The sequence below is a fragment of the Kribbella sp. NBC_01505 genome (genome assembly GCF_045040285.1).
Taxonomy (GTDB): domain Bacteria; phylum Actinomycetota; class Actinomycetes; order Propionibacteriales; family Kribbellaceae; genus Kribbella.
In genome coordinates, this window is the sequence record NZ_CP109425.1 from 6,090,600 (window position 1) to 6,108,555 (window position 17,956).

At 67.8% G+C, this 17,956-nt stretch carries 18 protein-coding genes; 6 read left to right on the forward strand and 12 right to left on the reverse strand.

The window, feature by feature from the left end; genetic code table 11:
• Positions 1–46 precede the first annotated feature (46 nt).
• From OG474_RS28765 to OG474_RS28780, 4 genes are read right to left on the reverse strand one after another with little or no spacing between them, the layout of a single operon-like run.
• Positions 47–673 carry a VOC family protein gene (locus tag OG474_RS28765; RefSeq protein ID WP_405056712.1) on the reverse strand — a complete coding sequence of 209 codons (627 nt, stop codon included), beginning with the start codon at positions 671–673 and terminating at the stop codon, positions 47–49.
• Positions 670–1,521, reverse strand: coding sequence for an NAD(P)-dependent oxidoreductase (locus OG474_RS28770; RefSeq protein ID WP_405056713.1), 852 nt, complete (start codon positions 1,519–1,521; stop codon positions 670–672). Before OG474_RS28770 ends, OG474_RS28765 begins: the two co-directional genes overlap by 4 nt.
• Positions 1,522–1,581: 60 nt before the next feature.
• Complete coding sequence (locus OG474_RS28775) at positions 1,582–4,125, reverse strand: hypothetical protein (RefSeq protein WP_405056714.1); 2,544 nt, start codon at positions 4,123–4,125, stop codon at positions 1,582–1,584.
• Positions 4,122–4,736 carry a hypothetical protein gene (locus tag OG474_RS28780; RefSeq protein ID WP_405056715.1) on the reverse strand — a complete coding sequence of 205 codons (615 nt, stop codon included), beginning with the start codon at positions 4,734–4,736 and terminating at the stop codon, positions 4,122–4,124. The genes OG474_RS28775 and OG474_RS28780 overlap by 4 nt, the downstream gene beginning before the upstream one ends.
• 549 nt (positions 4,737–5,285) lie before the next feature.
• On the opposite strand from OG474_RS28780, the gene OG474_RS28785 reads away from it, so the two are divergent.
• The 3 genes from OG474_RS28785 to OG474_RS28795 all read left to right on the forward strand — a co-directional run bounded on the left by OG474_RS28785 (position 5,286) and on the right by OG474_RS28795 (position 7,275).
• The gene (locus tag OG474_RS28785; RefSeq protein WP_405056716.1) at positions 5,286–5,531 is read left to right on the forward strand and encodes a hypothetical protein; all 246 of its coding nucleotides are present in this window, start codon (positions 5,286–5,288) and stop codon (positions 5,529–5,531) included.
• A 68-nt stretch (positions 5,532–5,599) separates the two neighbouring features.
• Entirely contained in the window at positions 5,600–6,607 is a 1,008-nt protein-coding gene (locus tag OG474_RS28790) for a 1-aminocyclopropane-1-carboxylate deaminase (RefSeq protein ID WP_405056717.1), read from the forward strand.
• A gap of 11 nt (positions 6,608–6,618) precedes the next feature.
• A complete protein-coding gene (locus tag OG474_RS28795; protein ID WP_405056718.1) occupies positions 6,619–7,275 on the forward strand; it encodes a GntR family transcriptional regulator in 657 nt (218 codons plus the stop codon).
• On the opposite strand, the gene OG474_RS28800 is transcribed toward OG474_RS28795, so the two are convergent.
• Positions 7,276–8,391, reverse strand: coding sequence for a serine hydrolase domain-containing protein (locus OG474_RS28800; RefSeq protein ID WP_405056719.1), 1,116 nt, complete (start codon positions 8,389–8,391; stop codon positions 7,276–7,278).
• Between the two features lie 168 nt (positions 8,392–8,559).
• On the opposite strand from OG474_RS28800, the gene OG474_RS28805 reads away from it, so the two are divergent.
• Complete coding sequence (locus tag OG474_RS28805) at positions 8,560–9,270, forward strand: GNAT family N-acetyltransferase (protein WP_405056720.1); 711 nt, start codon at positions 8,560–8,562, stop codon at positions 9,268–9,270.
• A gap of 90 nt (positions 9,271–9,360) precedes the next feature.
• Here OG474_RS28805 and OG474_RS28810 read toward each other — a convergent pair whose 3' ends face one another.
• The 7 genes from OG474_RS28810 to OG474_RS28840 are packed head-to-tail and all read right to left on the reverse strand — an operon-like array spanning position 9,361 to position 15,313.
• On the reverse strand, positions 9,361–10,953 hold the full coding sequence (locus tag OG474_RS28810; RefSeq protein WP_405056721.1) for an ABC transporter permease: 1,593 nt from the start codon (positions 10,951–10,953) through the stop codon (positions 9,361–9,363).
• A complete protein-coding gene (locus tag OG474_RS28815; RefSeq protein ID WP_405056722.1) occupies positions 10,950–11,852 on the reverse strand; it encodes an ATP-binding cassette domain-containing protein in 903 nt (300 codons plus the stop codon). The genes OG474_RS28810 and OG474_RS28815 overlap by 4 nt, the downstream gene beginning before the upstream one ends.
• Positions 11,821–12,513, reverse strand: a complete 693-nt coding sequence (locus tag OG474_RS28820) for a TetR/AcrR family transcriptional regulator (RefSeq protein ID WP_405056723.1) — start codon at positions 12,511–12,513, stop codon at positions 11,821–11,823. The genes OG474_RS28815 and OG474_RS28820 overlap by 32 nt, the downstream gene beginning before the upstream one ends.
• Positions 12,514–12,561: 48 nt before the next feature.
• Complete coding sequence (locus OG474_RS28825) at positions 12,562–13,290, reverse strand: DUF4184 family protein (protein ID WP_405056724.1); 729 nt, start codon at positions 13,288–13,290, stop codon at positions 12,562–12,564.
• 58 nt (positions 13,291–13,348) lie between these two features.
• Complete coding sequence (locus OG474_RS28830) at positions 13,349–14,104, reverse strand: hypothetical protein (protein WP_405056725.1); 756 nt, start codon at positions 14,102–14,104, stop codon at positions 13,349–13,351.
• Positions 14,101–14,436, reverse strand: a complete 336-nt coding sequence (locus OG474_RS28835) for a PadR family transcriptional regulator (RefSeq protein WP_405056726.1) — start codon at positions 14,434–14,436, stop codon at positions 14,101–14,103. The genes OG474_RS28830 and OG474_RS28835 overlap by 4 nt, the downstream gene beginning before the upstream one ends.
• Before the next feature lie 40 nt (positions 14,437–14,476).
• Positions 14,477–15,313 (reverse strand): helix-turn-helix transcriptional regulator, encoded by an 837-nt coding sequence (locus OG474_RS28840; RefSeq protein WP_405056727.1) that lies wholly within the window; start codon positions 15,311–15,313, stop codon positions 14,477–14,479.
• A gap of 129 nt (positions 15,314–15,442) precedes the next feature.
• Between OG474_RS28840 and OG474_RS28845 the strand changes: the two genes are divergently transcribed.
• Positions 15,443–16,177 carry an SDR family oxidoreductase gene (locus OG474_RS28845; protein WP_405056728.1) on the forward strand — a complete coding sequence of 245 codons (735 nt, stop codon included), beginning with the start codon at positions 15,443–15,445 and terminating at the stop codon, positions 16,175–16,177.
• Positions 16,178–16,275: 98 nt separating this feature from the next.
• Entirely contained in the window at positions 16,276–17,949 is a 1,674-nt protein-coding gene (locus tag OG474_RS28850; protein WP_405056729.1) for an alpha/beta fold hydrolase, read from the forward strand.
• The last annotated feature ends 7 nt before the right edge of the window (positions 17,950–17,956 follow it).

A 17,956-nucleotide genomic window follows, 5' to 3' on the forward strand; every position in this document is an offset into this window, starting at 1 on the left:
CCGGGTTGCACTGAGCATGCTGACCTGAGGGCAGCGCTCGGCTGAGCTATTCGGGCAGTTCCTGGCCGTTGCGCTCGGCAACCATGTACGACGCGTACCAGGCCGGCCACTGCTCGTCGTACTCGCCGCCGTGGCGCTTCTCGTGCTCACCGTGTGCGGCGGCTGCGCGCTGCAAGGCCCGGGCGAGATCGTCGGCCGACTCGTACGTCGTCGCCGCGGGGTTGACGCGGCCGGGCAGCCTGGTCGTGACTTCCTGGAGCAGCCAGGTGTTGCCGTCCGGGTCCTGGAAAGTGGCGAACGATCCGTAGCTGCCGCCGTTCTCATCCCGTCCGGCCGCCCGGTTCGCGATGCCTTGTTCGAACTGTGCGCCCGGTGCGCCGGGGTGGAAGACCTCGCTCACGTCGACCAGTTTGCTCAGCTCATCGCGTGCCGCCTCGATGTCGTCCACGACCAGGTACAGGCCTTGCGCCGTACCGGGCACGGCTGTCGTGACCTGCACCCCGAACTGCACTGAAGCCGGCGAGCCCGGGGGTGTGAACTGAACGATCCGGAACCCGTTGTCAAAGGCGAAGTCCGCATCCAGCCGCCACCCCAGGCCGCTGTAGAACTCCTTCGTCCGATCGACATCGGTGACCGGAACCACGACCGCCTCGAGCTTCAGATCGGTACTCATCGCTCTCCCTCTGCTGCATATCGCATGGCCAGCAGCTCTCCCGCGACAGGCCCGAAGTGATCGAGGGCTTCCCGATACAGCGCCGCCGTCGATCCCGTGACTGTGGCCGGTACGTCGTTCGCCCGGGCGAACTGCTCTATTGACTCCAACTCTTCAACGATGCGGTCCATTCCGAACGTCGCAAGGTTGTCCCCGGCCAGGTATGACGGCAGCACGTCACGCACGAAGGCCGAGTCGGACGGGCCGTTGAGCAACGTCTCGTGAAGCCGAGCCGGATCAAGCCCGCCCGCACGCGCCAGCCGCAACACCTCGCCTAATGCGACAGCCTGGTTGAACCACAGCAGGTTGATCAGGAGCTTGGTCAGATAGCCATTGCCGTGTGGACCCAGGTAGTTGAGCTTCGCAGCGAACGTTTCGAGCACCGGCCGCAGCCGATCGAACGTCTCCCGCTCACCACCGGCATAGACGGTCAACGCCCCGCTCTCTGCCGCCTCCGGCCCGCCGCCGAGCGGAGCCTCCAGATAGTCGACCCCGTGCGCACTCGCCGCAGCCGCCAGCTCCCGCCCGAGCTCCGTCGATGCACTCGTCAGATCGATCCACGCCGTACCGGCTCTCAGCTCCGCCAGTAGCCCGGGCATTGCCGCCCGCAGCTCCGGACTCCCCGGCAACACAGTGAGCAGTACGTCGACCTCGGCGACCGCGCCACCCCAGCGCGCGCCCATCCGCCGTACCGATTGCTCCAGCTCGTCGCGGACCTCGAACACGCGAACGCCGTACCCACCCTCGACCAACCGCCGAGCCACCGGCATCCCGACCCGCCCGGCCCCCACAACCCCGACCTCAACCATGCACCGAAGTATCGAGGACCAGGTCGTGGCCGGTACCGCGACCTGGTCCTCAGCCTGCGTTTACCGAGCAGCGCGCCGGCGAATCACACTCGTCGCCCCGATCGCCACCCCGAACAGCGCCAACCCGGCCAACAACCGGATCCAGCTCCGCCCACCCTCACCAGTCGCCCCCGCCAACTTCAACGAGTAAGCCGTAGCCCCAGCCGCCCCCTCCGGAGCCCCGAACGGCATAGCCTCCGCCTTGGCCCGCTGAGCGCCCGCCGCCAACATCCCATACCGCCGCCCAAAGTCCAGCGCAGTATCGGCACCGTTCTTGCGCAGCACCTGAGCACCTTCGGTAGAGAGCCGCCCAGCTCCCGCCGGAATCTCCGGCGCTCCCTCAGCCGCCGAAGTCAGCCCGTCAGCCAACTTCCCCGACCCCTCCGCCGCGGACCCGATCCCAGTAGCCAGATCCTTGGACCCAGTAGCCAGCTGATCAGACCCATCCCGAGCCTTCCCAACCCCATCAGCCAACTTCCCAGTGCCGCCCGAAAGCAGGCCGAGGCCGTTGCCCAACTGTCCGGTGCCATTGGCAAGAGCGCCCGCACCGGAGTCGAGTTGGTCCGCGCCGTCCGACAGCTGGTTAAGCCCGGAGAGCAGCGTTTGGCCACCCGTCTGAATCTGCGCGACGCCGCCTTGCAAGCCGTTGACCCCGCCGCGCAGGGTCTTCGAGGCCGGGGTGTCCTTCGCACGGCCGATCCCGCCCTGGACCGAGCTGACGACTCCGGAGACCAGCGTGGAGACGCCGGCGTCCACAGCGCCGAGCCCCTGGACCAGACCAGGAATGATCTTCCCCTTCTTGTCCCTCGGGCACGCGGGAAGACTGCCGTCCACCCCGCACTCCAGCTTCGTGAGGCCTGGCACGGCGCGTTCCGTCAACCGGCCCTTGAGGTAGCCGAGGGCAACCTGCAGAGTGGCGGAGTCCGGAAGCGGCTTGTCCAAGTCAGGAACCGGGTCACCGATCGAACCCAGCTGAGGAATTAGTGCGTCCAGGATCATCTTCTTGACCGGGTTGGTCTCCGGTCCGACGTTCAACGCTCCGGCCGGACCGTTCAGCTGTGCGGCTGCGGCGCCGTAGCAGGCCTCGCTGTAGGTGCCGACCGGCTTGCCGTTGCTGACAGCCTTGAGCGCGTCGGAGGCGCAGTGCACTCCGCCCCGCATCTTGTCGATGCCCGGACCTGAAGCAGCCAGCGACTTCCGGAGGCTGTCCAGTCCGCCGAGCAGCGTCCCCTCGGAGTTGACCGTACCGATACCGGCGCGGAGCTGTCCGATACCGGTGTGCAGGGCCTGCGCCTTAGCGGGCAGTTGGCCGACACCGCCGTACATCTGGTTCAAGCCGTCCTCGACACTTTGCAGACCGCCGCTGACCTTCTTGAGCCCGTCGATCAGGGCAGGTGCCTTGCCGGTCGCCTGGTTCAGGCCGTCGGCGACCTTTCCGGCACCGGCAGCGAGCTTGCCCGCGCCCGCGTTCAGCTTGTTGGCGCCAGCGGCGGCTTCACCGGTCTTGGTGCGTAGCAAGGAGGCGCCGGTGTCCAGCTCTCCCAGGCCTCCAGCCAGTTGGGCCATGCTTGACGAGACCTTGTTCGCGCCGGGAGCGATCTTGTCAGCGAGTCCCTCGTTCAACGTCTTGGCGCCTGAGTTCAGTTGCAGCAGGCCGCTGAGGAGTTTTTGGGAGCCGTCGCGGAGTTTGATCAGGTTGGTGTCGAGGGTGGTGCCGCCCTCGACGAGGTCGGTGCCCTTCTCCGCGCCGCTCTGGTAGCCGCTGACCGCTGTCTTGAAGGTCGGGCTGTCCAACGGGCTGACGGGGAGGGCGGTTAGTTCGGCTTCGGGGACGATGGCGTCCTTTACCTGGGCGGACCAGCCGAACTCGGCGGTGGCGGCGCCTACTGGCGGGAAGAGGGTGACCGTGAAGCTGAGTTTGGTGCCGCCCTTGCCGTCGCCTGCTTTGTTCGCCTCGTTGGACGAGACGTTGCCGAACTCGGGCGGCAGGATCGTCGTCAGTTGCCCGACCATCGGGATGACGACGTCGGCCTGCTCGGTGACCTGTTTGCCATAGCCGTCGGTGATGGTGATCGGCTCGGAGCGTGCCGAGGTGTTCTCGACGACGTAGTGGGCTTCGAGCCGGCCCTTTTTGCCGACGACGTCGCCGGGCTTCTTGAGCTGCTTGCCGTTCAGCGTGTACGTGACCGCGACCTTGATCGGGAGGTTCTTCTTGTCGAAGTCGCTCACGGTCCGCAGGCGTTGCTCGCCGTCCACGGTCGTGTTGACGGCCATCCTGCCGTCCTTGACCGAGTAGCCGCCCCAGGTGTCCAGGTTGCGCAGGCCCTTGGTCGAGACCGGGTTGGTCAGCTTCACGTTTCCCTTGCCAGTAAGGGCCAGCTGCTCGTAGATGCGCGCGCTGTCGACCTTTCCGCTCGGGTCGAGGCGAGCCTGCACGGTCTCGGTGTTGGTGACCGTCACCGGGTCGGCGGCCACGGTGGCCAGCGCGGGGGAGGTGGTCAGGACGAACACGGTCGGGACGGCGATGACGGCGGCCAGTCCCCGGGTGATCCGGCGGGCGGTCACGGACGTTCTCCTTCGTTGCCAACGGACTGGGGTACGGCGAACTCGCGGGTCGGCGCCTCGTTCGCGGGAACGGGATCCGGCGCGTCGTCCGCGGGCGGAGCCTCGGTCCGAGCGGTGGCCGGTGCTCGGCCCGGCCACTGGAGCGAGGTCGCCAGGAACCCGATCCCGGCCGCGAGCAGTACGCCGGTCGCCGCGGAAGGCGATTGCGCCAGGAACGCCGGACTGTCCGCCGTGTAGCTCTCCTCGTACACGGCCACCATCGCGGCCGCGCCGAGCAGCAAGGTCCACAACGGAATCCGGTTCCCCGAACCCGCCGCGAACACCACGCACACCGCGACCACGGCGACCGCCGCGATCGCGCGCCCGGAAGCCGCGTCAGGCAGGTAGAGCGCCCGCACGGCGAACCCGAGCCACGCCACGAACAACCCGATCAGGAACCCGATCGCTCGCTGGGTCGGGGTTCGTTCCTGCACCAGCCCCACCACACCCCCCAGGGCCCCGCCGACCAGTGCCACGTGCTGCGTGTCCAGACCGAGAGCTTCCCCGACCAGACACAACAGACCCGCGACCACGGCCAGCAGAGCACCGCATAGCAAGGTACTGCGCTGCATTGAGTCCTCCACCTCACTGTCGGACTCCGGGACCCCCTCCGGAAAATCCAAGATTCACGTACTTGAACTACCGTTCAGTACGAAGCTGATGGACGTTCCTACCAGGCGGTAACCACCCGAGGCAATAACGGAGCGATACCGAGTCGCCGCATCCTCGTAAATGCGCCCGAAATCACCATATTGCTCACGAAATTCAAGTGTTTGAAGGCCATTCCACCCCCTATGCCAGGACATGCCGGCCATCAGCGGCCGCCGGAGGCGGGCGAATCCGCCTTTGTGGAACTAAACGTGCGCCCAGCGACAACGAGATTCCACAAAGGCGAGCGATCGCTCCGCGGATCCAGGTTTGCGGGGACCCACTGTCACCCAGCGGCAGTAGATCCCCGCAGACAGGGCAAACCGGCGGTTGTCGCTCAGCGGGCCGGGGGTGGGCGGCTCGCGGGGAGGTCGGTGGGTGGTGGGGTCCGCTCGGGATGGCGGACCGCCGGCACTGGCCAACTCTTGGGGTGGGTGGGGTGGTGCGCTCAGGGGGCGAGGGGGAATCGCCGTTTGTGGGGGTTGGTCAGTGGGGGCGGTTCGCGATTCGGCCTGATCGTCGTTGAATGGCACGCCACTCAGCTCTTCGGCTATGAGCGCCACGTTGGCCCCGCGCTGCTGCGCTGGCTGGTCCACCGGCACCTCGGCGAGGTCTGGTACCTGCCCTGGCCGGACGTGGACGGCCTTGCCGACGGTGCCGCCACGACGCGCATCGCGCGGGCCGAACTGAAGCGCCTCGAAGAGATGTCGCGTTACTAGCGGCTGGACAAGACCCCACGCTCTAGGCTCCAATATGCGATATATTGCACATCGCTGAGGAGTGAGAGATGGCCCTGGACGACTTTGAGCGCTACCCGCTGCTGTTCGGTCCGAGTCCGGTCCACCCATTGGACCGGCTGACCGCGCACCTGGGTGGGGCGCGGGTGTGGGCCAAGCGGGAGGACTGCAACAGCGGTCTGGCGTTCGGCGGCAACAAGACACGCAAGCTGGAGTACCTGGTCCCCGAGGCGCTGGCGCAGGGCGCGGACACCTTGGTGACGATCGGGGGCGTGCAGTCGAACCACACCCGGCAGGTCGCGGCGGTGGCGGCGAAGGTCGGACTGAAGGCGGTGCTGTTGCAGGAGAGCTGGGTGGACTGGCCGGACCCGGTGAACGACAAGGTCGGCAACATCTTGCTGTCCAGGATCATGGGTGCGCAGGTCCGGCTGGTCGAGGCCGAGTTCGGGATCGGGCTCAAGGACAGCTGGCACCAGGCACTCGACGAAGTACGTGCTGATGGCGGTACGCCGTACGCGATCCCTGCCGGTGCTTCCGACCACCGCCTCGGGGGACTCGGATTCGCGAACTGGGCTTATGAGGTGGAGCAGCAGGAGCGCGAGCTCGGCGTCTTCTTCGACACGATCGTGGTCTGCAGCGTCACCGGCAGCACGCACGCCGGGATGATCGCGGGGTTCGCGGGTCAGGATCGGCCGCGGCGGGTGCTGGGGATCGACGCCTCGGCCAAGCTCGCCGAGACGCAGGCGCAGGTGGAGAAGATCGCGCGCTCCACCGCCGAGCTGATCGGGCTCGGTCGCGACCTGCGCCACGACGAGATCACCGTCCTCGAAGGCTGGGCCGGCGACCTGTACGGCGTCCCGGTGCAGTCGACACTGGACGCGATCCGGCTCACCGGCCGGCTCGAAGGAATGATCATCGACCCGGTCTACGAGGGGAAGTCGATGGCGGCCCTGATCGATCTGGTCCGCGACGGAGACATCGGCAAGGATTCGAACGTCCTCTACGCGCATCTTGGCGGTCAGCCTGCCCTCAACGCCTACAGCGGACTCTTCCGGTAGGTTTCGGTCCCGTGCCGGTGCCGAAGGAACGTGCGGTCGTCCCGCGATCACTGCTGCGCGAGGACGCCTACCGGGCGATCCGCGACGCGATCGTCAAGGGTGAGTTCGCGCCCGGCGAACGCCTCAACGACGGCGATCTCTCGGAGTGGCTCGGTGTCAGCCGTACGCCGGTCCGCGAGGCGCTCGCGCGGCTGGAACAGGCCGGGCTGGTGCTGACCAAGCCCGGCCGCTACACGATGGTCAGCCCGCTCGACGCCCGCGCGCTCCGCGAAGCCCAGTTGGTCACCGCCGCCATGCACGAACTCGCCGTCCGGGAAGCCGTCCCGCACCTGACGACCACCGACCTGGCCGAGATGCGCGACGCCAACGACCGCTTCGCCGCTGCCCTGACCGTCGCCGATGTCGACGCTGCCCTGCAGGGTGATGACGACTTCCACGCCGTACCGGTGCGGGTCAGCGCCAATCAGGCGGTCGCCGCCGTCCTCGACCAGTACACCCCGGCGCTCCGCCGGATCGAACGCCTCCGCTTCGGCTCCCTCAGCGGGCGCGAATCGGTTGCCCAGCACAACGTGATCATCACCCTCTGCGAAGCCGGCGACGCCGAAGCCGCCGCGGAGGCCGCCCGAACCAACTGGCTCACCCTGGTCCCCCTGATCGCCGAGCTCTAGCTAGCTGCAGAGTGCGGTATCCAGGGTTTTGGCTACGCGCTTGGCGTCGTCCAGTGTGGTGGGCAGGGCGGTGACTGCGAGCGCTGCCTCGCGGCCGTCGGTCGTGACGGCGTTGCGGGTCTCGAAGCCGGGGATGTCGCCGCCGTGGGTCCAGGCAAATCCGCCGCAGGACAACGGGAGTTTCGCGATGCCGAGCCCGTACTCACCGTCGCCGTTCACGTCCAGGTCGGGAGCAGGCACGGTCCGGAGCATCTCCTGCAGCTGGGCAGGTTTGAGGAGCTTGCCGTTGATCACCGCGCTGAAGAAGCGGTTCAGGTCGGCAGGGGTGGCGATCATCTGGCCGGCCGCCCAGCCCATCGAGGGGTCGAGCTCCGTCACGTCGGTCGCCCTACCGTCTGGCGTTGTCTTGTAGTAGGCCTTCGGGTGCGGGCCGAGGATCCGCTGATCGCCGACCGCCGGCCAGTAGGTGTCATGCAGACCGATCGGCTCGATCACCCGGCGAGTGATCTCTTCGCCGACCGGACGGCCGGTGACCTTCTGGATGATCAGCCCGGCCAGGATGTAGTTGGTGTTGCTGTACGCCCAGTTGGTGCCGGGGGCAAACAAAGCTTTCTTCCGCAAGGCTTCGTCGACCATCTGCCGCGGCTCCCAGTAGGTGTGCTGGAAGGGCAGGTAGTCGGTGCCGAAGATTTCGTCGTAGTCCGGGATGCCGCTCGTGTGCTGCAACAGTTGGCGGACGGTGATCTGGCGGCCGTCGATACCGTCGCCACGGACCAGCCCTGGCAAGTACTTCTCGACCGGCTGATCGAGGCCGATCTTTCCTTCGCCGACCAGTTGCAACGCGACGACCGACGTGAATGTCTTGGTATTGCTACCGATTCGCACTCGGCTCGCTCGTGGCACCGGCCCGGCTGTGTAGGTCTGGATCTTGCCGGTGCGATCGCGCACGGTGGCGATTGCGCCGGGAAAGGCCGGTCCCTTCACCAGTGCGTCCAGGCTGTGTTGCACCTCGCTCCGAGGGGCAGCCTCCGAGACAGCAGCGGAGCTGACAAGTGCTGCGACGGCGACCGCGGACGCGGCCAGCAATCCGAACCGGCGACGACGTGATGAGAACATCGGGAACTCCTCGGGATGGGCGTTGTGCGAACACCCCAAACGCTAGAAACAGAACGCTCGCCGCACCATCCGGCTAGCCAGAGACTTCAGGTAGGGCCTGCCGGAGGTCGAAGGTAGGGCTAGCCCCACCTTCACAAACTGTCGGAGCGATCTCGTAGATTCGTTGCCATGAACGATCTTCAGCTGGCCAACAAGAACGGTGCCGCCTTCTGGCGTGCACTCGGGCGAGCTCGTGGTTACGAGCTGATCGAGCGACCGGGATTCCTGGCCGCCCTCGACCCGGTGCGCAACGGACTCCGCGTGGTGCTCACCTCCGCCGAGCCGCCCGCGGCCGACCTCGCCGAGCTGACCGAGTTGCTCAAGAGCCGGAGCTGGCCGCGAGTGACCGTCGAGGATCCGTACGGCGTGGTCGCGCCATCGCTCACGCCGCAGCAGTGGCCGGTGATGATCCGGCCGCCGGCGCCCGTCCCGGCGCCGACCGTCGAGGTGGTGCACGTGCGGACCGAGGCTCAACTCGCCGAGGTCGACAAGGTCGTGGTGGAGGGCTTCCCGCTACCGCACTTCCAGCCGTACGGGAGCGCGGCCGCCGTCCCGCCCGCTCTGCTCACGACGCCAGGTTTCGACGCCTACCTGATCGCGGTCGACGGACAGTGGGCCGCGGCGGGTGCGACCGTCACCCAGGATGACGTGGCCGGCATCTACTTCGTCACCACGCGGCCCGAGTTCCGCGGCCAGGGCCTCGCTCGGCAACTCATGTATGCCGTGCTCAGGCAGCTCGATCCACTGCCCGTCACCCTGACCGCGGCGGAGCCCGCCCAGCGTCTCTACAACTCCCTGGGCTTCAAGACCATCGCCCAATCCACTTGGTGGTCGAGCTAGATGCCGGCATCCTGGGCCTTCGGAGAGATAGCCGGCAAAGGTGTCCGCCGCTGGAATAGGTGATTTGCTCGACTCGCATGGTGCTTCCCTTCAGGTGAGGTCTCGATGGCGCAGCCCGGCCAGGCCGGTGCCGACGAAGACGACGGCGACCGCCGTGAGTCCGGCCAGCGCGCTGATGCCGACGGAGTCGCCGGGATACACGTGGGCGAACGGGGAGAGGGCGAAGAGGTGGTGATCGATCGCGCCGGTCTCCCAGGCCATCTCGATCAGCAGGCCGATCCCGAAGACGGCCCAGCTGACCGGGACGGCCACCCGGGGGACCAATCCGAACAGTGCGACAGCGAAGGTCGCGAAGACCCAAAGTGCGGGGAGTTTCTCGACCGCCGACCAGGTCATGGCCGGTACGACGCCGATGTCGCCGCTCGCCAGGCCGTAGCCCACGCCGGCGGCCAGTCCCAGCGCGACCAGACAGAGTCCGGGCGCCAACGCAACGAACAGGAGGTGGCTGGCAGCCCAGCGCATCCGGCTGGCACCGGCGACCAGCAAAGGCGCCGCGCGGCCCTCGGTCTCCTCTTCGCGCAAGCGCAGCGCGATCAGGATCGCGTAGGCCGTGACGACCTCGGCCAAGGCATAGATGAGCAGCTGCATCAGAGCATCACCGGCGTTCGCGGCATGCAGCCGGTCGAGCATCTCGGCGAAGCCCGCACTCGAGCCGACCACGTGACCGACGCTGTCGGCGACCGTGCCCATCAAGAGTCCGACGAGCACACAGCCCGCGACTGTGGCCCCCAGCGTGCCGCGCTGCAGCCGCCAGGCCAACGCCAGCGGACCCTGCAGTTGCGGTCCCGCCTTCGCCGGGCCGGGGCGATCGTGGAACACGCCACTTCCGAGATCACGACGACCCGACACCGCAAAGGCCGCGGCCACCAACGCCAGGACCAGCGCGACGACCAAGCCGAGCACCCACCAGTGATCACCAGCGAAGGGTCGGATGTGCTCGGCCCAGCCGAGCGGAGTCAGCCACAGCAGCCAGGAGCTCGTCCCATCGGCTCCGGCGGTATCACCCGCCGTACGGAGCAAGACCATCAGTGCGAAGACCACGATCGCGGACATCGTTGCTCCGCGTGCGGTCGTCGACAGTTGCGCGGTGACTGCGGCCACGCCGGCCAGGACTGCGCCGATGCCGCCGAGAGTCACCGCCAGGGCGATCGCTCCGGCGACCGGCAGGCCTTGGCCGGCCAGCCCGGCGGCGATCAGCACTGCGACCAGGAGGTGCGCTCCGAGCGTCACGGTCAGCGCTGCCGTCAGCGGTGCGTGCCGCCCGACGACACCAGACCGCAGCAGCTCGGTGCGGCCGGATTCTTCCTCGCGCCGGGTGTGCTTGACGACGGTCAGGATGCTGAAAACCCCGAACAGCAAGGCGCCTGCCACACCGACCCGCCAAGACGTCAGACCGCCGACACTGTCGTCGAACAGCGGTCCGTAGATCGCGGCCATCGCCGGGTTGCCCCGGATACCGTCGGCGAAGTCGGCCCGATCGGCAGCCGTCGGGTACGACGTACTGGATGTGGACGCTGCCGCGTTGACGAAACCGGCCAGGATGACAATCCATACCGGCAAGGCCATTCGGTCGCGGCGCAGCACGAGCCGCACCATGGTTCCGAATCCCTGCAGGCCGTTCATGACGCCACCCCCACCGGCTCAGAGCGGTACTGCTGCAGGAACAGGTCTTCCAGACTCGGCGGCGAGGCCACCAGATCCGACAGGCCGAGCCCGGCCAGCTTGCCCATCAGTACGGCGAGATCGGCGCGCTCGACCGTGCATCGGAAGACGTTGCCCTCGACCGATACGTCGGACAGGCCATCCAGCTTTGTCAGCTCGTCCGGGACCGTGGTGAGGGTCGCGGTGACGCTGGTGCGGCTCAGATGGCGAAGATCGGACAGCGACCCGGACAGTTCGGTCCGGCCGCGACGGATGATCGTGACCCGGTCGCAGGCCGCTTCGACCTCCGACAGGATGTGGCTGGACAGCAGCACCGTGCGCCCCGTGTCACGTGCTTCCAGCAGGCTCTCGCGGAACGCCGCTTCCATCAACGGGTCGAGGCCGGCGGTCGGTTCGTCGAGCACCAGCAGTTCGACGTTCGCGGCCAGGGCAGCGATCAGTGCGACCTTGCGCCGGTTACCCGTCGAGTACGAGCGCGCCTTCTTGCTGGGATCCAGTTCGAAGCGCTCGATCAGCTGCTCGCGACGGGCCTGGTCGAGACCGCCACGGATCCGGCCGAGCAGGTCGATGACTTCGCCGCCGGACAGATTCGGCCACAGCGTCACGTCGCCCGGGACATAGGCCAGGCGGCGATGCAGAGTCGCGGTGTCGGTCCACGGGTCGCCGTCGAGCAGCCGGACGCTGCCCCGGTCGGCCCGGAGGAGTCCGAGCAGGACCTTGATAGTGGTGGACTTCCCGGCGCCGTTCGGGCCGAGGAAGCCATGGACCTCGCCGGTCTGGACGTGGAGCTCCAGGCCGTTCAACGCATGGAAGCGGCCGAAGCTCTTCTCAAGCCCGTCGACCTTGATCGCGTCCGTCATGGTTCACCTCCTGGTTGTCCTGTGTCGCGTCGTACTCGTCCACGCCGTGGCCGGCCAGTTCGGCGATGTTGCCGCCGCCCATCAGAGCCGGCCCGACGATCGCGAGCAGGGCCTTGCTGATCTCGTGCCAGCCCGCCTCGGTGTCGTCGCCGAGTTCGAGCACGCGGGCCAGTTGGCCGTGGAAGACGGTGATGCCCAGCTTCATCGCGGTCAGGACGGCGGCGACCGTCCGGGGCGGGATCGTCTGCCCCGAATCACCCACGCCCTCGAGCGGGCTGAGGTGCTCCTCGGCGACCGCGACCATCTCGTCGAACATGACGGCCGCGCCGGGGGAGTTGTCGACCAGTGCGCGGGCCAGATAGGCCATGATCGGCGGGCCCGTGGTGTAGGCCTCGGACAGGAAGTCCGCGTCGGCGAGCTGCTGCCCGGAGATCCCCTTGTCGGTCTCGCGCCGGACGAACTCGATGGCGTAGGCGTCACACGCCTCGATCAGCCGGGCCTTCGACCCGAAGTGGTGCTGGACCAGCCCGATCGACACCCCGGCCGCCTCGGCGACCGACCGCAGCGAGGTGCTGGCGAACCCGTTGTCCGCGAACTGCCGCAGGGCCGCGTTCCGAATGCGCGCCCGGCTGGTCAGATCCGATACTTCCAAGCTGTTCATACCGATCACAATATGCACGTACTGTCGACAATACGTACATACTGTGATCTAGCTCACACGAAGGCGAGTCCTGGCGAACTGCCAGGTGGCGGCGTAGAGCAGCAGGGTGATCGCGAGGGCGGCGCCGGCGCGCTTGACGGCCCCGGTGAGCACGCCTTCGGCAACGCCTGCCCAGGAGGCTGATGCTTCGCGGTAGCCGACGAAATCATGAGGAGCCAGTACGGCGGCCGCCAGGAGCGGTACTGCGATCAGCAGGGCAATAACCGCGCGGCGCACTGCAGGCGGAAGTGTGTCGCTGGAGCTCCGGAACTGGCTGCGGTGCTTCCAGAGGTACCAGCCGACGACGATGAGCCCGAAGGCGGTGCTCGCATACTGCAGTAGCCGTGGCGCGGGCATGAAGTCCGCCTCGGTCAGGTAGTCCCAGAGCAGGTGGGTGCCCGCGCCAATCACGGCGGAGATGAGCAACCACAAGAGGTTGGGTCGCCCGATCTTCGGGAGGGCCGCCCCGAGTGCGGTAATGGGGGCCCGAAGCAACCAGTAGGCTCCGGCCAGAATGACGGCGTACAGCAGGTCGATCGGCAGGCCGCTCAGCGAGTGTGTCGTGGTGGCGTTCAGGAACGAGCCGTACCAGTCGCCGGCGTGCGTCGATCTGATGCCGACCGCGGTCAGGAAGTACGGCGCGTCCGGCGCCATCGAGCCGGCGACGAGTGCGACCGGGATGAACGGGTGGCGCAGGAGCGGGAGGATCGCGGCCGGGTGGGCCAGGGTGAACGGCATGACGAGCACTCCTCTGCTGCGGGGATAGTACGTTGCAGAGAATACTCACTTGAACGGACTATAGGGAAATCGCCGCGTAGACCAGGAAGAGCGGCGAGGCTGCGGCCATCGCCGCGAGCGTGGGCAGGCCCGACGGCCGCGCGTAGCAGACGATCCCGGTCAGCCCGAGTGCCAGCAGCGGCCAGGCACCGTAGTCCGTGCTCACCACAAACCCCCTCGTCAGCACCAAGGCAGACGGGAACCACGCGATCGCCGCCATCGCCCCGGCCACCACCGCGCGCTTCCGATCGCCGCGCCGATCCGGCGGGCATGCGAGCACGACCAGCGCGGTCAGTACGGCGGCGATCGCCTCGAACGGGCCCCGCTCGTACCAGGCCGGCCTGATGGTCCATTGCAGCGCAAACCCCAGCAGGCCAACGATGCTCAGGAAGGCGCCGGTCCGCCAATACTTGAGCAGGGCAACGATCCCGCCGCCACACATCGACAGCAGGAACAGCACCTGCAGGCCCTCCGGTACGTCGGTCGTCGCCAACTGGCTCCAGGTCGATCCGGGCGAGATCGCGACCGCGGCGTACCAGCGCATCAGGTAGATGCCGCCGAAGGCAGCAGTCACCGCGAGCGCGAACGGCGCCGCGAGCTCGAAGAAGCGACCGCCGGCCGAGGCGGAGTCGAGTCCGGCCCGCACCCGCAGCGCGTGGGCGAGCAGATCGGCGTCCGCCCGCCAACGAGCCGTCCAGGGCAGGCCGGTTGTCATCTCACGATGCACGTCGAGGATCTCGGCGGCGGCTTGATAGCTGGCCGGGTACAGCCTCATGTCGCCGGCGCAGTCCCACCGGCCAGTCGCCGGCGCATCTCCCGAGCTGTCGCTGCCAGCCGCTCGGCCTCCGTCTCCAGCCGCCCGCGCCCAGCCGGGGTCAACGCGAAGATCCGGCGCGCGCGCCCGCCGACGACCTCTTCCCGCTCAACCTCGATCAGCCCGTCGGCCAGCAGTCGATCCAGCGCGCCGTACAGCGCCCCGGTCCGTGGTGCCACGCGGCCGTCGGTGATCGCCTTGACCTCTTGGGCGATCGCATACCCGTGCCGAGACTCGTTCGCGAGGGCTGTCAGCAACAGCAACGCCAGTTCCTGCATCCCACGATCGGTCATGCGCCCACAATAGTCCGTCCAACGGACGGTAAACGGGCGGTCAGCGGTTCGGCGCCGACTCGCGCCGGTGGGTGGCGTTGAGGGTGCCGAGCAGAGCAAGCGCCTGCGCACTCGAGCTGCCGGGCTCAGCGTGGTAGATGACGAGCTGCTGGCCGGCCGCACCGCGGACATCGAAGGTCTGGAAGGTGAGTTCCAGCGGCCCGACCTCAGGATGGTCGAACGCCTTGGCCTCGGACGTCTTGCCGCGGACCGCGTGCGAGGACCAGCGGCTCGCGAACCCCTCGCTGGCCTCCATCAGTGTCGCCACCAACTCCTGCAACCGCCGGTACTGCGGCTCGACTCCGGATGCCTGGCGCAGCGTGGCGACGGTCGAGTCGGCGACGCGGTCCCAGTGTGGATAGAAGCCACGGCCGACCGGGTCCAGGAAGGTCATCCGGGCCAGGTTGTCGAACGTCGCGAACGGCGAGAACAACGCCTCACCCAGCCCATTGGCCGCGAGGATGTCGAGCGCCGGATTCAGCACGATCGCCGGGGTGTTCGGATAGCCGTCGAGCAGCTGGATGAGCATCGGGCTGACCGTTTCGCGCGGCTGCGTCCGGTGCCCGGCGGGCGCCGTACCGGCTAGTCGGTAGAGGTGGTCACGAGCCTCAGCATCCAGCCGGAGGGCATCGCTGATCGCGTCGAGGATCTGCGCGGACGGACTCTGCTCGCGCCCTTGCTCCAGCCGGGCGTAGTAGTCGGAGTTCATCCCGGCCAGTACGGCGACCTCCTCGCGCCGCAGCCCCGCCACGCGGCGCCGCCCGTACGACGCCAGTCCCACGTCGTCGGGCCGGAGCCGGGCGCGGGACGCGCGCAGGAAGTCGCCCAGATCGGTCATGTCTGAAGCCTATGCCGGTTGGTGAACGGTTGCCTGGGTGCGTCGTACCCCGGATAAAGCTGTCCTGGTTCGCCCCGGTGGCGCTGCGCAGACTTTGGAAGACGGTCCACACTGACGAAAGCGAACACAATGACGAAGCACAGCAAGGTCGTAGCGATCACCGGCGCGAGCAGCGGGATCGGGGAGGCGACCGCCTTCCGGCTCGCGGCCGACGGACATCAGGTGCTGATCGGCGCGCGCCGTACCGATCGGCTCGAGCGCATGGTCGCGGAGATCACCAGCCAGGGCGGCCGGGCGGCGTTCCGGCGGCTGGATGTCACCGACGCGGCCGAGGTGACCGCCTTCGTCGCGGCGGCGGTCGAGGAGTTCGGCCGGATCGACGTACTGGTGAACAACGCCGGGGTGATGCCGCTGTCCGCGCTGGACGAGCTCAAGCTCGACGAGTGGAACCGGATGATCGACGTGAACATCCGCGGCGTCCTGCACGGGATCGCCGCCGCGCTGCCGGTGATGCAGGCGCAAGGCGGCGGTCACCTGGTGAACATCGCGTCCGTCGGTGCCTACGAGATCTCGCCGACGGCCGCGGTGTACTGCGCGACCAAGTTCGCCGTCCGGGCGATCTCGGAAGGACTGCGCCAGGAATCGGGTGGCGACATCCGGGTCACGCTGGTCTCGCCAGGTGTCACCGAGTCCGAGCTCGCGGAGAGCATCTCCGATCCCGCGGCCCGGGAGCGGATGAAGTCCTACCGCGCGGTGTCGATCCCGGCGACGGCGATCGCGAACGCCATCGCCTACGCGGTGGACCAGCCGGCCGACGTCGATGTCAACGAGCTGGTCGTCCGCCCGGCCGCGAGTGCGCAGTAGCGATCTTCACGGGATCCCTATCTTTTGCTGATCATCCGCACATCGCCGTGTCACTAGCGTCACTGCCTTCTGACGTTCAGTGAACGGAGAGACAGCAGATGAGTGGACGACCACGGTTGGCGCGAGTCGTGGGCCTGACTGCCGGACTGGCGATGGCGGCCGGATCTCTGGTGGTGGTGCCGGCGAGCGGTGCGGTCGATACGGCATTGGCGGCGTACTACAACCAGAAGGTGGATTGGGCCGCGTGTGTGGCCGGTACGCCGCCGCCCGGGTGGCCGCCGGAGGAGTGGGAGAAGCAGTTCGCCGGGCTCGAGTGCGCGACGATCGTCGTACCGATGAACTACAAGAAACCGTCGGACGGCGATCTGACGGTCGCGATCAGCCGGCGGAAAGCGGCGGATCCGGCGCATCGGCAGGGCGTGCTGCTGCTGAACCCGGGTGGTCCGGGCGGCGAGGGGCTGACGATGCCGAACTGGATGCAGGAGGAGAAGATCGCCGGGCCGTACGACCTGATCGGCTTCGACCCGCGCGGTACCGGTCGCTCGACGGCCTTGGAGTGCGAGCTTCCGCCGACCGATTCGATCTTCGAGACCAGGCCGACCGACGCGCAGATCAAGCAGATCGCGGCCGACGCGGAGGCCACGGAGAAGGGTTGCGCGGCCGGCGGCGGCGGGATCCGCAAGTACATCAGCACGGCGAACACGGCGCGCGACATGGATGTCATCCGCGGGGTGCTGGCCGAGAAGAAGATCAACTTCTTCGGCTACTCGTACGGGACCTACCTCGGCGCGGTCTACGGGTCGTTGTTCCCGGGGCAGCTGAACCGCTCGGTGCTCGACTCGTCTATGCATCCGGACTGGCTGTACTACGAGCAGGCCAAAGAGGTCTCGATGTCGGCGAAGGAGAACTTCGAGGCGCTCGCGGCCTGGATGGCGGAGCGCGACAGCATCTACCACTTCGGCAAGACGCCCGCCGCGGTGACGGCGTACCTGAACGACGTCCGGGCGAAGGTCGCGAAGCGTCCGGTCGCGTGGCCGCTCCCGGGCGGCGGCTCGGATGTCGACGGACCTTTCTTCGACATCATTCTCGGTGGGTCGGGATACCGGCCGATGTGGGACCTGTCGGCCGAGTTGATCGGCCTGATCCGTGACGCGGCGAACGCCCCGGCCGGGAAGAAGCCGGCGTTGAGTGCGGACGCGGGCAAGGCGCTGAACGTCCTCTACGGGAAGATCAAGCAGACCTACCAAGGGGTCTTCCAAGCGGTCTCCTGTGAGGCGGTGTGGTCGAAGGACCCGAAGGGTTACGAGGAGCAGATGCGGCTGTTCCGGGAGAAGTACCCGTACGGTCCGGGCGCGATGCAGGCCGGTCCGACCAACTGCGGCTACGCGAAGTGGAGCCCGCAGGAGAAGCTGGTCGACCTGAAGCGCAAGGGCTACCCGGTCGGTCTGGTGATCGGGGCCGAATTCGACCCGTCCACCCAGTATGACGGCTCGCCCGCGATGGCGTCCGCGCTGAACAACCAGCTGATCTCGGTCAGCGATGAGGGCAGCCACGGGCAGTACGGATCGAACGCCTGCGCCACCCAGAAGATCAACGACTACCTGATCAAGGGCATCCTGCCGGGATCGCGCACTGTCTGCGCGGGGGCACCACGGCCCGACGTACCGGCTGATGGCACGGCTGGGGCTTCGGCTGCGAAGAAGCCCGCCGGTTCGCTGGCCGATCGCGCAGCCGAGGTTGTTGCCGAGGGAAAGCTCAACCGGCGGTACTGAGGCCGCT

What these genes read in the sequence shown, in the direction of transcription:
- OG474_RS28765 (WP_405056712.1), bottom strand. Translation starts at nt 673, where the DNA reads ATGAGTACCGATCTGAAGCTCGAGGCGGTCGTGGTTCCGGTCACCGAT.
- OG474_RS28770 (WP_405056713.1), bottom strand. Translation starts at nt 1,521, where the DNA reads ATGGTTGAGGTCGGGGTTGTGGGGGCCGGGCGGGTCGGGATGCCGGTG.
- OG474_RS28780 (WP_405056715.1), bottom strand. Translation starts at nt 4,736, where the DNA reads ATGCAGCGCAGTACCTTGCTATGCGGTGCTCTGCTGGCCGTGGTCGCG.
- OG474_RS28790 (WP_405056717.1), top strand. Translation starts at nt 5,600, where the DNA reads ATGGCCCTGGACGACTTTGAGCGCTACCCGCTGCTGTTCGGTCCGAGT.
- OG474_RS28800 (WP_405056719.1), bottom strand. Translation starts at nt 8,391, where the DNA reads ATGTTCTCATCACGTCGTCGCCGGTTCGGATTGCTGGCCGCGTCCGCG.
- OG474_RS28805 (WP_405056720.1), top strand. Translation starts at nt 8,560, where the DNA reads ATGAACGATCTTCAGCTGGCCAACAAGAACGGTGCCGCCTTCTGGCGT.
- OG474_RS28810 (WP_405056721.1), bottom strand. Translation starts at nt 10,953, where the DNA reads ATGAACGGCCTGCAGGGATTCGGAACCATGGTGCGGCTCGTGCTGCGC.
- OG474_RS28815 (WP_405056722.1), bottom strand. Translation starts at nt 11,852, where the DNA reads ATGACGGACGCGATCAAGGTCGACGGGCTTGAGAAGAGCTTCGGCCGC.
- OG474_RS28820 (WP_405056723.1), bottom strand. Translation starts at nt 12,513, where the DNA reads ATGAACAGCTTGGAAGTATCGGATCTGACCAGCCGGGCGCGCATTCGG.
- OG474_RS28825 (WP_405056724.1), bottom strand. Translation starts at nt 13,290, where the DNA reads ATGCCGTTCACCCTGGCCCACCCGGCCGCGATCCTCCCGCTCCTGCGC.
- OG474_RS28830 (WP_405056725.1), bottom strand. Translation starts at nt 14,104, where the DNA reads ATGAGGCTGTACCCGGCCAGCTATCAAGCCGCCGCCGAGATCCTCGAC.
- OG474_RS28835 (WP_405056726.1), bottom strand. Translation starts at nt 14,436, where the DNA reads ATGACCGATCGTGGGATGCAGGAACTGGCGTTGCTGTTGCTGACAGCC.
- OG474_RS28840 (WP_405056727.1), bottom strand. Translation starts at nt 15,313, where the DNA reads ATGACCGATCTGGGCGACTTCCTGCGCGCGTCCCGCGCCCGGCTCCGG.
- OG474_RS28845 (WP_405056728.1), top strand. Translation starts at nt 15,443, where the DNA reads ATGACGAAGCACAGCAAGGTCGTAGCGATCACCGGCGCGAGCAGCGGG.
- OG474_RS28850 (WP_405056729.1), top strand. Translation starts at nt 16,276, where the DNA reads ATGAGTGGACGACCACGGTTGGCGCGAGTCGTGGGCCTGACTGCCGGA.